Raw genomic sequence first — 12,881 nt, 5'->3', positions numbered from 1 at the left:
CATCACGTTATGAACCAATAGACCGTTCCCTCCAGCGTTTTGAAGAATTCTCTGCATCTGCGCTCACGCGCATTTTTTCATGTGGTCTTTTTTGATTCAGGAGGATTCAGGGATTGTCTTTCCCAAGATGATTTGCAATCATCGCCCCGAATTATTTTCATATCACTACACAATATGGACACGTCATTGAAACTCCACGGCCTGGTGGCCGCCGTACATACTCCGTTCAAGGCGGATGGTTCTCTGAATCCTTCCAGCGTTGACGCCCAGGCCAAGCTGCTTGCCTCCCAGGGCATCAAGCTTGCTTTCATTACCGGCAGTACCGGTGAATCCTCCTCCATGCAGCTTGAAGAACGCAAGGAAATCTATTCCGCCTGGAAGGAAGCCTCCGCCAAGCATGGCGTGGAAGTTATCGCCCATACCGGTTCCAACAGCGTCTGGGACGCCCGGGAACTGGCCGCTTTTGCCCAGGAGTGCGGATTCGTGGCCACCAGTTCCCTTGCTCCCTCCTACTACAAGCCCGGCACTGTCCAGCGCCTGGTGGAGTGCTGCGCTTTCGCCGCCTCCGGCGCACCCGACCTGCCCTATTATTACTATGATATCCCCGTGCTGACGGGCGTACGCTTCAACCCGGTGGACTTCATCAAGCTGGCCAAGGAACAGATTCCGAATTTCGCAGGCATCAAATTCACCAATCCGGATCTGGCCCTGTACCAGACCACGCTGAATTACGACGAAACCGTGGACATCCCCTGGGGTGTGGACGAATGGTTTACGGGCGCTCTTTCCGTAGGGGCCAAAGGCGCCGTGGGGAGTTCCTTCAACTTTGCTCCGGCCCTGTACCAGAAACTCATGAAAGCCTTTGCGGAAGGCGACGTGGAAACGGCGCGCGACTGCCAGTGGAAGTCCGTGCAGATGATCAATATCCTGGCCTCCAAAGGGTATATGGGCTGCGCCAAGGCTCTGATGGGCTGGCTGGGCGTCGATCTTGGACCCGCCCGACTTCCGCAGGGCAACCCGACCGCTGATCAGCTGAAGGAACTCCGTTCCGAACTGGAAGGCATCGGCTTCTTCCAGTGGGCTTTAAACTGAACCCCGGAATCTGACCGATATGGCTGCAACTCTTGATATGCCCTCCCTGGGCAAGTTCTACCGCCGCCAGCTTCTGGAAGACGTTCTGCCGTTCTGGTTCCCCCGTGCCTACGACGAAAAAAACGGTGGTCTTTACCACTGTTTTGACGCAGACGGCACACTGGTGGACTCCGACAAATCCGTCTGGGCCCAGGGCCGTATGGCATGGATGCTGCTGACGATGTACAACAGCATCGAAAAGAATCCGGACTGGCTCAAATGGGCGGAAAGTGCTCTGGAATTCCTGAAAACCAAGTGCGTTGACCCAACGGACGGCCGCATGTTCTTTCATGTAGCCGCCGACGGCACCCCCATCCGTAAACGCCGCTACGCCTACAGCGAATCTTTCGCCGCCATCGCCTTTGCAGCGCACGCCAGGGCGACCGGCAGCCGGGATTCCGCCCGTGAAGCCCGCCACTGGTTCGACATCTTCACGGACAACTGCTTCACTCCCGGCAAGATGGTTCCCAAGTTCACCGGGGAACGCCCCACGACCGGCCTCGGCACCCGCATGATTACGCTGAACACAGCTCAGGAAATGCGCAAGTACCTGGGAGATGACGACGGCTTCTATACCGGCTGGACAGACCGCTGCATCAACGATCTCCGCACCCTGTTCATGAAACCTGACATCCAGGCAGTCATGGAAGTGGTGGGAACGGACGGCTCCATCATCGACCACTTCGATGAACGCACCCTGAACCCCGGCCACACTACGGAGGGAGGATGGTTCGTGCTGGAAGAAGCCCGCCATCGCGGCAATGACCCCGAACTTATCAAGGTGGGCTGCGACATGATTGACTGGGCATTCGCCCGCGGCTGGGACAAGGAAAACGGCGGCATGCTGTACTACACGGACGTGTACAACAAGCCCGTCCAGGAATACTGGCACAACATGAAGTTCTGGTGGCCGCATGATGAAGCGCTCATCGCCATGACGCTCGCCTACAAGCTCACAGGGGAAGAACGCTATGCCATCCGCCATGACATGGTGCGCAACTGGGCTTTCTCCCACTTCCAGGACGCGCAGCACGGCGACTGGTTCGGCTATCTGAATAAGGACGGTTCCCGGGCCAACACCCTCAAGGGAAGCCTCTGGAAATCCTTCTTCCACCATCCCCGCGCCATGTGGTGCTGCGCCCACTACTGCGGAGCCATTTAAGAAGAAATCAAATGTTTCCTGCCGGGCGGCCATTCCGTATCTACGGAGTGGCCGCTTTTTATGCCCTCAACGCAGGATGATATCCTCCGTCCGCACCACCACATCTCCGGGATCCAGCATGGCGTTAATCAGGGAACAGAAACGGAATTTGCCTATATCTTCCGCTTTTACGGAACATTCCTGAATGTCTCCGCGGGACAACAGGAAGGCGCGCTTGGTTCCCGGAAGCAGAAAAGTTTCCGGAGTAACCCAGGAGGAACCGTCCCCGAACACCACGTTGCTGTACCGCGTATCCGCCACCATCCCGTTCCGGAGAATCAGAGCTTCTTCGTCACAGGCCAGTCCCGCCCCTGCCGCCAGAAGCTCTGTCCGATCCTCCCACTTGCATGAATAATCCAGGCCGGGCATTTCCACACACGTCAACGTCTTCACCTGCCGGGGACGGTAAGGTTCAAAAGAGGTGCGGATCACCCTTCCCCGCGTATCATACGTGATATGGCATTTGTAAACGCCGCGGCCCTCCGGGCCGGAACAGCCCGAAAGAACGGAGGCCAGATCGGGAACGGGGGCGCTTTTCGAGCCATGAACGCTGATGGCGGCCTCCACCCTCCGCTGGTGCCAGGGAAGCAGGCAGGGAGCGCCATTCTCCCATTTGACGGTTTCAAAAATCAAACGGCACATAAACTTTGGCAACAGCTTCCCGGTATTCCTCTTCCATCCGGCTCATGACGGTAATTCCTCCACCGCTCTTGTATATCATTCCCCGTTCATCCTCCTCCATGAAGCGGATGGAGACGGCGGAATCCAAATCCCGCCCATTGAAAAAGCCGAAAATTCCGGTATAAAACCCCCTTTCCATATTCTCCGCTTCCGCGATGGCCCGGCAGGTGGCTTCCTTGGGCGCGCCGGTCACGCTCCCGGCGGGAAGCAGCTTCAGAAGAATTTCCCCCAGGCGGGAACGCCAGTTTTCCGGCAACAGCCCTGAAATTTCGGAACTGCATTGAAGAATAGAACCTTTGGACGTTTCTACAGGGCTGATATAGCGGTAGCGTTTTACCCTCACGCCGGTTGCCACCATGGAAAGATCATTGCGCATCAGATCCACAATGGTGGCGGATTCCCTATTCTCCTTTTCATCCGTTTCCAGCCAGCGGCGCGCTTCCTGCGTAGCGGACGGCGCCGTTCCCTTCATGGGAAACGTGGAAATGGAGCGCCCGCGCACCGTGACAAACGGTTCCGGAGAAAAGCAGACGCAGCCGCGGCCGTGCACTCCGGAAATCCGCGCGTCCGGCCCCAGCAGCATCCGGTAAGGCGCACGGGCAAACCGGAACAGATGGCGCAGCGTCAGGTTGGTTTCCACGGGGGTGGACACGCATAAATTCAGCAGGTAGGAATCCCCCCTCATCAGATGGTTCCGGACGGAAGCGAAGGATGCCGCATACCGGGACATGGGCTGGGGAGACGGAATGAACCGCAGCCGTTCCGGAAGCGGAGGGCCGCCGTCCTGACTTTCCATGGCGCCCAGCGGCAGGGAAAAAGCCGCCATGCGCTCCCTTTCCGTTTCCGAAGGTTCAAACAGCAGGTTATGGCCCATATCATGGGAGATGACAAAAAAGAACGGACATTCCGCACGGCCCAGGGCGTTCATGCGGCTGATGGTCTGCTCCCGTGTGTACATTGTCGGGAATTACTCTATCATGTGCGCGCCATGAGTCAACCGAACGTCTGGATCATCGACCACCGGGATTCCTTCACCTGGAACCTTGCAGAACTCGTCAAAAAGACGGGAATGGCCGTTCCGCGCGTGGTTTCCAATGAATCACCGGAACTGGAACAGGCGGTTCAGGCGGAGGAAAAGCTCATCCTGTCTCCCGGTCCGGGAACGGTGGAGGATGACTGCCACCGGGCCACCTTCCGCCTTCTGGAGCGCCTGCCCCGTTTTACTCCGGTGCTGGGCGTATGCCTGGGGCATCAGATTCTGGGCGTGCGCTTCGGAGCCCGTCTGGAACACCTTTCCCGGCCCCTTCACGGAGCGCGGGAATTCATACGCAGAACGGAACAGTGTCCCATCCTGGAGGGATTGCCGGAACAATTTCCCGCCGCGCTTTACCATTCCTGGCGCCTTGCCTCCTTCCCCTGGCCGGCGGAGCTGATTGTCACGGCTAGGGATTCCGGAAAAAACGTGCAGGCCATCCGCCACAGGCATCTCCCTCTTTACGGCATTCAGTTCCATCCGGAATCCATCCTGACGCCGGACGGAGAAGCGCTGCTCCGGAACTTCCTGTCCCTTCCGGCAGGAAGCCGGGAAAAACGGCGCATCCAATGATTCCATCCCAGCCCCCGGCATCAGGGATGAACGGGACAAGACTGGAAGGTGTCTCACTCCCGTGCGGTTCCGGCTCCCATGCCCGGCCGCTTCAGAGATAACGTTTTTCCCCTTTATGAATGCACAGGACGAACTCAAGATCAGGGACATGGAAATCCTGTTCCAGCCTTTCCACTCACGCAAGCTCAACACTCCCACCCGCATCGTCCTCCCCGCCATGACCCGGGGATTTTCTCCCAACGGGGTTCCCACGGACCAGGTAGCCGCTTATTACAAAAGGCGGGCCGGGCATGAAGTAGGGCTCATCATCACGGAAGGCACGTTCATTGACGAGCCCAGCGCCTCACCTTCCTCCAACTATCCCAATTTCTTCGGGGGAGCCTCCCTGCGGGGATGGAAAAAGGTGCTGGAAGCCGTTCACGCCACGGATTGCAAAATAGCCCCGCAACTCTGGCATGTAGGCATGGCCCGGCCCTTCAAGGGAGAAGACCTGCCCCATCCGGAGCTGCCGCCCATCGGGCCTTCCGGAATTGACGTAAACACGCTGGAACAGACGGCTGAACCGATGAGCATCTCCAAAATTGAGGAGGTTATCAATGCTTTTGCGAAGGCGGCCGCAGACGCCAAACGGCTGGGTTTTGACGGTGTGGAACTGCACGGAGCGCACGGCTACCTGATTGACCAGTTTTTCTGGAAGGAGACCAACAGGCGCACAGATGAATACGGAGGCGACCTGACAGGCCGAACCCGTTTTGCCAGCCGCATCATCCATGCTGTCCGCAAGGCGGTGGGCAGCCGATTCCCCATCATCTTCCGCTTCTCCCAATGGAAAACGGGCCATTATGACGCCAAGCTGGCGTATACCCCCGAGGAACTGGAAGCTTTTCTGGCTCCGCTGACGGATGCGGGCGTGGATATCTTCGACTGTTCCACGCGCCGTTTTTGGGAACCGGAATTTGAAGGTTCCCGCCTCAACCTGGCCGGCTGGACCAGGAAACTTACCGGAAAACCCACGATTTCCGTCGGCTCTGTGGGGCTTAAGGGAGATTTTACTAATGCCTTTGACGGAGGGCCGGAAGCGGAGGCCGCCAGTGTGGAACCGCTGGTGGAACGGCTGAAAGCAGGGGAATTTGACCTGATTGCCGTAGGCCGCGCCCTGCTGGCGGATGCGGAATGGGCGGAAAAAATACGCCATGCGCGGGAAAAAGAAATCCACCTGTTTACGAAGGAAGACCTGAAAACTCTGCAATAACGGATCAGGCCTCTTCCCCCATTTCCGCAGTAATCATCATTCCCGCAGAAGAGACCCTTTTATTTCTTCCTGACGCGGACAGTCAGGTACAACAGCCGCAAAAGAACCAGGGCCGGAATCTGAAGCGTCAGCAAATACCACGGAGCGGAACCGAAATATTCCAGAACGGTTCCAGCCGGGGCATACCGGGTAAAACCGTAATTCGTATCCAGCCAGATATTCACCGGAATAATCAAAACCAGGTAGGCGTCGCACAAACCCAGAGCCCGCATGTCGTCCCACGGCCGCGCGCGCCATTGCAGGACGGTGGGAAGGTAAAGGGCGGAAATCAATAAAAGCCCGTGCCCAACGAAAAAGGCGAAAAAGGCGGCGGAGGGAAAACCGTCATGAAGCATGGGTGTAATCAGTCCCTGGACGCTCGCCGTCAGCACGCCGAAATACGCCACGGCGCATGCCCAGGGCGTGCGGAACCACAGGGCAATAAAACAGACCAGCGTCATCAGACTGCAAAAATGCAGCGGAAGCCTGTCCTGCCAGGGTTCCCAATGTTCTCTGACGATGCGGCCGAATGTTTCCATCAGAAACGTCAACAGGAAAACCCCTCCCAGAATCTTTCCCACAAGCGAACGGCTCTCCATCCGGAGCCGCCGGCATCCCCACAGGAGCCCCCCTGCGGCCAGGGCCACGATGCCCAGGGCAGCCCAGTGCGGCAGGCTCCAACGGACAAACAGGGGCGCCATTTCTCCGGTCATAAAAAGATCCATCAACGGGAGGGAGGAGGTTCCGGGCACGCATGAAGTTTGGCGCTGATGGCCTCCACCTTAAGACGCAGAACACATACGGAACGGACCATGCCGGGGGTAAAATCCGCATCCCTGCCCGTCTGGTGCAGCATGATGCGGCGCAAGGCATGCATCTTTTCCTCATCCTCCCGGAGAAATTCGACGACGCCACGCCCCATGACGCAGCCGTAGGCGTAACTGTACCGGCACGGCATATCCCCCTCCAGCAACACATGATCCCCATCCATTTCAAAAGAAACCTCCGGACGGTTTTGCAGGATATCCAGCTTCCTTCCTTCCCTGGCGCAGTGGAAAAACAGGCTCAGGGAACCATTTTTTTCTTCATAACCGAAGTTGAGAGGAACTACATACACCTCCCTGCCGTCCCACAGCCCCAGGCGGCACACCTTAAACCGGGCGATCATTCCCAGCAAATCCCCATGCCGGGTTACTTCCCTGTCTTTTCTTCTCATAAGCCGGCATCCTCCATCCGTTCATTCATCCAAAAAACGGCATGTTCGTCCGGCAGAAAGCCATTCCGCACGGAAGAACAGGGAGACCCCGCCTGAATGTGCAGCATTCGAAAGCCTCTGCCCCTGAAAAGAGACGTCGGCGTGCCGGAATCTTCCGAAATAGCATGGAGCGGAACCAGACAGGGACGGAATGTAGAACGGCTACTCATGGCGACGGAAGATGAAACGCAGCAAAAAATACAGGGAAAAGACCTCCGGGAAAAGCTTTTTGCCCTCTTCTCTACGCATTTCCGGAACCGGGATGTCCATCATGAAACGGGAATATCCGCCACATCCGCAAAAATACCCTCCGCCGCGCGGCATAAATCCACAGGATTCAACTCAATCTGGCACCCCAGGCGTCCGCCGCTCACCACCATTTCCGGCAGGGCCTCCGCGCTGGCATCAATTACAGCAGGGTATTTCCTTTTCATCCCCAAAGCCGTGCAGCCGCCGCGCACATACCCCGTCACGGCAGTAATATCCTTCACCGGAAGCATGGAAAGAGCCTTCTCTCCCACGGTTCGGGCAGCCTTTTTCAAGGAAAGCTCCGCGCCTATGGGGATCACGAACACGTAATACTGCCGTGGAGCACCCTCCGTTACCAGCGTCTTGTACATCTTCTCCTCCGCCAGATTCAGTGCTTCCGCTGTATGCCGCGCATCCACAAACTCGCGGCATTCATAGGAATAATGCCTGTACGGGATATGCAGCGCATCCAGCAGGCGCATGGCATTTGTCTTTGCCTCCTTCTTTTTGGACATAAACTTGAAAAAGGAATGTCCCGGTAACATAGGGAAAAAGCCTTCCTTTGACAAGCCCGGGAGCCCCCGACGGCCTCTATGAAAAAGTGGAATGGAAAACGGGGCTTTCTCTGAAAGAACGGTAAGGACGGCAACGCCGTTCCTCCAGTGCCGCCTGTTCACAGCGGAAAATTTCAAAAACGGTGGACAGCGAAAAAGGAAAAACGCCTCATTTCCGCAGAACCCTTGACTTGACGCTGGCAGAAAAGATAACATCCGGCATCATGGAAGATTATCGTGTCCGGAGAAGCTTTGGAGAACATGTCCTGCGCTGCTCCGTCCTGATTGCAGCCCTCTTCATCATGTCTCTGGGCATCGCTCTGTCCGCCAAGGCAGACCTGGGGGTCTCCCCCATCTCCTGCACGCCCTATGTGCTCAGCCTGGCATTTCCGCTAACCATGGGAACCGTCACCATCCTCATGCATCTGAGTTTTGTAGCCGTGCAGGCGGCCCTGCTGAAAAGACAGTTCCGTCCGGCTCATCTGCTCCAGATTCCCATTGTTTTTATCTTCGGCATTCTGACGGATTTTTCCATGTGGCTCATGGCGCCTCTGGAACCGGACGGATACCTGTGGTCCGTTATTCTCTGCCTGTTCAGCTGCGTGGTCATCGGGTTTGGCGTCTTTCTTCAGGTTAAGGCGGATGCCGTTCTTCTGGCCGCGGAAGGAATGAGCCTGGCCTTCGTCAAACTCTTCAAATGGGAATTCGGCGCCGTAAAAACCGGGGTGGACTGCACGCTCGTCTGCATCGGCATGGCCTGTTCCCTCATCTTTCTGCCCGGATTGACGGGCATACGGGAAGGAACCGTGGTGGCCGCCGTCCTGGTGGGAATGATCGTCCGTTTTTTCAACAGACACGTCTTCTGGCCGGACAGGCTCCTGGAACGGCTGGCAAACCCTGGAGCCTCAGGCGAACTTCTTTCGCTGGCGCAAACAGCCGTTTATGCTCCGGACGCCCCTCTGGTCATTTCCATTGACCGGGAATACGGTTCCGGCGGCCATGCCATCGGGAAAATGCTGGCGGAAAAGCTGGGCATCCGATTTTACGACTCGGAACTGGTGTACCTCACGGCCTCCCAGAGCGGCCTCACTCCGGACTACATCCGCAAGCACGAACAACAGCTTTCCAGTCGCTTCCTGCATGAACTCTACGCCCAGAACTACGCCTACACAGCGGAGGAACTGCCTCCGGAAGACGCCGCCTTCCTGGCCCAGAGCAAAGTTATCCGGGACATTTCGGTCGGTCAGGCGTGCGTCATCGTGGGCCGCTGCGCCAACTTCATCCTGAAAGGGAGGCCCAACCTGTTCAGTGTTTTCCTTCATGCGGACAGGAACACGCGCATGCAGCGCGTTATTGAAAACTACGGGGTAAAACCTGGCGGCGCAGCCCGGGCCATGGATATCATGGACGCCCGCCGCCGCACCCACTGCCTGCACTACACCGGGCAGGAACTGGGCAATGCACGCCTCTACAACTTGTGCGTCAACACGTCCGACTATGGCCTGGAGCGCACGGTGGAACTGATTCTGGAAGCCATCAACACCAGAACCGAACAATCTTCCTCTGTAGAAACGGTTCCCGTCCGCTCCGCATCTTTTCCCGAACCGGAGGCCGGCAGCATTCCCGGAGAAATATCCCTGGCCTGATCGGGGCAAATGTCTCAAACAGGCAATACTTATGTAAAAACTGCCTGACCGGTAAATAAAAAACCCGGCAGGAAAGCAGATGGCTCTTTCCCTATAAAAGCAGCCCCATCCCTCCAAACTTCCCCGGCTTTTTTCCGGCTGCGCAATTCAAAGCAACAAGATACGGCCTTTCTGAGTCCAAAAAGCATGAGACTCTGGTCACTCCACCCCTCTTACCTGGATGCTGTCGGCCTGGTTGCCCTGTGGAGAGAAGGCCTCCTGGCACGCAAAGTTTTGCAGGGGCAGACAAAAGGCTATATCCATCATCCCCAGCTCTTCCGCTTCCGGGAGACGGGAAACCCCATTCATGTCCTGGATTTCTACCTGAAAACCGTCCATGACGAATCCATCCGCAGAGGCTACCATTTTGATTTAAGCAAAATTTCTCCCTGTGAAGTCCGGCCTCCTTCCCTTCTACTTCCGGATAAACAGCTCGAATACGAATTCCTTCATCTTCTGGACAAGCTCAAGGAAAGGTCTCCGCGGCAATATTCCCTGTTGCGGCAAACGGCCTCCATTCTTCCTCACCCCATTTTCCAAGTAGAACCCGGAGATATTTGCTGCTGGGAGAAAAGGCTTTTTTATAATTAAAACGACCGCATTTCCCACTCCGACAACGGTTTTATTCCAATAAAGCCCTTTGTTTTTTTAAAGCCCATGCGGTGAGGGAAAAGGCTCATGGCCTCTGAAGGATCGGCAGCCTTAAAATTAATTTGAGAAAGAATAGCACGGGGCATACACACTGACAAAATGGTCTGTTGCACCATATGCCCAGTAGCCTGGTCCAATACATCCGTTTGAACATGCACTGCTACCCTTGAAAGCGGCAAGAATGAAAATAATTCACGGGCAATTCTTAAAGCACATCCACATACGTAGTCTTGATACAGCTCACAGAATCTGGTCCGGGACATATTTTTCACGCTTAACTTGCCCCTGACAGTAAGGGTCTTAATCTGTTTGGGAACAACAACCTCTCCATCTATCGTCAAATAAATAACAGCAGTATCAGAATCAGGAATTGCAAAATGAATCTCGCATCCTATTTCCTGAATTTCATTCAAAGGGTTAATTTCCAAAATAGCCTGCTGATAGGCTAAAGTATCTCCCCGATTAATAGATAACGCCAGTTCATGAAGCGCCGACCACTGGCTGAATTTAAGCTCATAACACTCAATGGACTTTTGATAATTATACTCATCCACTTGCTTCGCATGAACGACTTTTTGTTCAAGATCGGATCTGATTTTTTCAACTTTTCCGCACATGCGGTGGAAAAACTTAGGCCTGTACATTCTAAGTTTTTGCATAGCAATACGTTCTTCCTTATCGTTTTTTACTGGATACGCCGGAGGGGGCTGATTAACTATTTCCTCCCAGTCAAACGAATCGCCTACTTCATGATGAATTGTGGTTAATTGGCTGATACGCTCCTCAAATTTTTCGACTTCCATTTGCGCTCTCACTAATTCATCATGTTTTTGCTGAAGAGCCAATTCCCTTAGGGCCAGTTTTTCCTGCCTTGCGGCCTCACGGGCCGCTCTTCTGCTCGCTGCTTCGAGTTCTCTTAAAAGTCTGCTGATAGTTGCCATATTCTTAAAACAGGAACTGTTTTACCTAATTTGTACAGACTATAAAGATAATCTTTCCGGTATAGATCAATTCCTCATGAGCATGCACTTTAATCCATGCCTGGCAAAATGGAAAAGGCCTCAAAGCGTTTGTGCTTTAAGGCCTTTATTTGGTGGAGCATAGCGGGTTCGAACCGCTGACCTCTTCAATGCCATTGAAGCGCTCTACCAACTGAGCTAATACCCCTTTGACTTTCGTCTTGGTGCGTCCTGCAGAGGACGGGGAGAAATTATCATTTCCAAAGCGGGCATGCAAGCTTTTTCTACAAAAAAATTGTTCCGAGATGATTTTTCCGGAAAATACTGAATCTGGGAAGGGGTGCAAATCCCATGCAGACGAAAACACGGACAGTCTGAACAAATGTGTTTGAATAAGACTCATTCCTGTTTTACCATTCCATAAATGATGAAACGCCCTCTTTTTACTCATCGCATGATATTCGCCTGCGCTCTGGCAATTTTGTTTCTGGCCGGTTCCGTTCATGCCCAGGAGACTTCTGCTGCAGGAAGGCCGCCGGCCCAGACGGAGGACAGCGGCATCTCCACACCCCGCAGAGTCGCCGGACTGGGCGTTCTGGCGTTCCTGATCGGCTGGATGATTTGGAGAAGCAGTTCCAGCCGCCAAAAGGACAGAGACCATGAACAGGAGACTCCCCGGGAATGACACCGTTTTTGAAAGGTTGCCCTGCTTCCTGGCGTAGTCGTTGCAGGAAAGTGTCTCCGGCCATGAACATGATTCTACCCATCCTGAGCTTTCTGTGCGGCGTCATGCTGACGGAAGCGGCTTCCGGCTCTTCCGGGGAGGGAAAGCCTTCTCCCGGCGTAGTGCAGGAATTATGGTTCGGCATTCCGGGAGCATCCGTAAAGGATTTGACCCACAGGAAGATTTTTGAAACGGCGGCCCCGGATGTCCGCACGATCAGCAATCTGGATGTGGAAAACCAGGGGGACAGGTACGGGGCCCGTTACACAGCCCTTCTGAAAGTCCCGGCAAGCGGGAAGTACCGCCTTTACCTGTCTTCCGATGATTCCGCAGAATTATGGCTGGGCAAGGATGCTACCCAGAAGGACATGACCTGCATCGCCACCGTCAAAGGATATTCCGACATCCATAATTGGGGCAATCAGCCCAACCAGGCTTCCGAACCTATCCAACTGGAGGCGGACCGGTTTTATTTCCTTCAGGTGGTTCACAAGGAGGATGGAGGCCCGGACCACATGTCCGTAGCCTGGTCCGGGCCGGGCATCCCCTCTCCCGTCATCATCCCTGCCACGGCGCTGTTCATACCTCCCGGTATCCTGCCGGAAGAAAAAAAGCAATCCCCGGCCAAAGCGGACTGAAAAGCCCTTTGATTACCTTCCCTCCGGCCCTTCCCTGCTTTCAGGAGATAGTATCAATTTGCCGATGAGAAAATGAATATTTTTCATCAAACTCTATCCATCAATTATTTCCAATACGAAAAAACCGGACCTCCCCCCTATGGGAGAAGTCCGGTCTTTTCTCGTCATTTATCATGTAGTTAATTGAAGCGGCCTGACACAGAAAAATGCCAAAACACCTTCTGAATCCAAATCTAACGGATTTAGAATCCGCAGT

Annotated in this window: 14 protein-coding genes and 1 tRNA gene; 8 read left to right on the top strand and 7 right to left on the bottom strand. The window is 54.9% G+C overall.

Going from position 1 to position 12,881, the window contains the following annotated elements:
• The first annotated feature begins 174 nt into the window (after positions 1-174).
• The gene (locus B3075_RS00870) at positions 175-1,092 is read left to right on the top strand and encodes a dihydrodipicolinate synthase family protein (protein ID WP_094139575.1); all 918 of its coding nucleotides are present in this window, start codon (positions 175-177) and stop codon (positions 1,090-1,092) included.
• A 19-nt stretch (positions 1,093-1,111) separates the two neighbouring features.
• On the top strand, positions 1,112-2,293 hold the full coding sequence (locus tag B3075_RS00865; protein WP_094137026.1) for an AGE family epimerase/isomerase: 1,182 nt from the start codon (positions 1,112-1,114) through the stop codon (positions 2,291-2,293).
• Between the two features lie 66 nt (positions 2,294-2,359).
• Here B3075_RS00865 and B3075_RS00860 read toward each other — a convergent pair whose 3' ends face one another.
• Both B3075_RS00860 and B3075_RS00855 read right to left on the bottom strand, forming a co-directional pair.
• Positions 2,360-2,974, bottom strand: a complete 615-nt coding sequence (locus tag B3075_RS00860; protein ID WP_102735889.1) for an aminotransferase class IV — start codon at positions 2,972-2,974, stop codon at positions 2,360-2,362.
• Entirely contained in the window at positions 2,955-3,971 is a 1,017-nt protein-coding gene (locus B3075_RS00855; RefSeq protein WP_290488661.1) for an aminodeoxychorismate synthase component I, read from the bottom strand. The genes B3075_RS00860 and B3075_RS00855 overlap by 20 nt, the downstream gene beginning before the upstream one ends.
• Positions 3,972-4,001: 30 nt before the next feature.
• On the opposite strand from B3075_RS00855, the gene B3075_RS00850 reads away from it, so the two are divergent.
• Together B3075_RS00850 and B3075_RS00845 are read left to right on the top strand one after the other, a co-directional pair.
• Complete coding sequence (locus B3075_RS00850; RefSeq protein ID WP_290488660.1) at positions 4,002-4,619, top strand: anthranilate synthase component II; 618 nt, start codon at positions 4,002-4,004, stop codon at positions 4,617-4,619.
• A gap of 115 nt (positions 4,620-4,734) precedes the next feature.
• Positions 4,735-5,871: an NADH:flavin oxidoreductase gene (locus B3075_RS00845; protein WP_290488659.1), complete on the top strand. Its 1,137-nt coding sequence runs from the start codon at positions 4,735-4,737 to the stop codon at positions 5,869-5,871.
• 59 nt (positions 5,872-5,930) lie between these two features.
• Here the strand turns inward: B3075_RS00845 and B3075_RS00840 are convergent, their stop codons facing one another.
• The 3 genes from B3075_RS00840 to ybaK form a co-directional block, all read right to left on the bottom strand.
• Positions 5,931-6,635, bottom strand: coding sequence for a TIGR02206 family membrane protein (locus B3075_RS00840; protein ID WP_290488658.1), 705 nt, complete (start codon positions 6,633-6,635; stop codon positions 5,931-5,933).
• Positions 6,635-7,126, bottom strand: a complete 492-nt coding sequence (locus B3075_RS00835; RefSeq protein WP_046436288.1) for a pyridoxamine 5'-phosphate oxidase family protein — start codon at positions 7,124-7,126, stop codon at positions 6,635-6,637. The genes B3075_RS00840 and B3075_RS00835 overlap by 1 nt, the downstream gene beginning before the upstream one ends.
• A 308-nt stretch (positions 7,127-7,434) precedes the next feature.
• Complete coding sequence (gene ybaK / locus B3075_RS00830) at positions 7,435-7,929, bottom strand: Cys-tRNA(Pro) deacylase (RefSeq protein ID WP_182916153.1); 495 nt, start codon at positions 7,927-7,929, stop codon at positions 7,435-7,437.
• Between the two features lie 263 nt (positions 7,930-8,192).
• Here ybaK and B3075_RS00825 point away from each other — a divergent pair, with 263 nt between their 5' ends.
• Together B3075_RS00825 and B3075_RS00820 are read left to right on the top strand one after the other, a co-directional pair.
• Positions 8,193-9,614 carry a cytidylate kinase family protein gene (locus B3075_RS00825; RefSeq protein WP_290488657.1) on the top strand — a complete coding sequence of 474 codons (1,422 nt, stop codon included), beginning with the start codon at positions 8,193-8,195 and terminating at the stop codon, positions 9,612-9,614.
• A gap of 186 nt (positions 9,615-9,800) precedes the next feature.
• A complete protein-coding gene (locus tag B3075_RS00820) occupies positions 9,801-10,244 on the top strand; it encodes a pyrimidine dimer DNA glycosylase/endonuclease V (protein ID WP_290488656.1) in 444 nt (147 codons plus the stop codon).
• Here the strand turns inward: B3075_RS00820 and B3075_RS00815 are convergent.
• Positions 10,241-11,245, bottom strand: a complete 1,005-nt coding sequence (locus B3075_RS00815; protein WP_290488655.1) for a hypothetical protein — start codon at positions 11,243-11,245, stop codon at positions 10,241-10,243. The two genes, B3075_RS00820 and B3075_RS00815, sit on opposite strands and share 4 nt — an antisense overlap.
• Positions 11,246-11,395: 150 nt before the next feature.
• Positions 11,396-11,471, bottom strand: a tRNA-Ala gene (locus tag B3075_RS00810).
• Between the two features lie 246 nt (positions 11,472-11,717).
• On the opposite strand from B3075_RS00810, the gene B3075_RS00805 reads away from it, so the two are divergent.
• Complete coding sequence (locus tag B3075_RS00805; RefSeq protein ID WP_290488654.1) at positions 11,718-11,948, top strand: hypothetical protein; 231 nt, start codon at positions 11,718-11,720, stop codon at positions 11,946-11,948.
• Positions 11,949-12,010: 62 nt separating this feature from the next.
• Complete coding sequence (locus B3075_RS00800) at positions 12,011-12,625, top strand: PA14 domain-containing protein (protein ID WP_290488653.1); 615 nt, start codon at positions 12,011-12,013, stop codon at positions 12,623-12,625.
• Positions 12,626-12,881: the final 256 nt, after the last annotated feature.

The sequence above is a fragment of the Akkermansia sp. UBA7090 genome, assembly GCF_002493465.1.
Lineage (GTDB): Bacteria > Verrucomicrobiota > Verrucomicrobiia > Verrucomicrobiales > Akkermansiaceae > Akkermansia > Akkermansia muciniphila_A.
The sequence above is the reverse complement of the archived record's forward strand: the minus strand, read 5'-3'. Positions and strand labels throughout refer to the sequence as shown.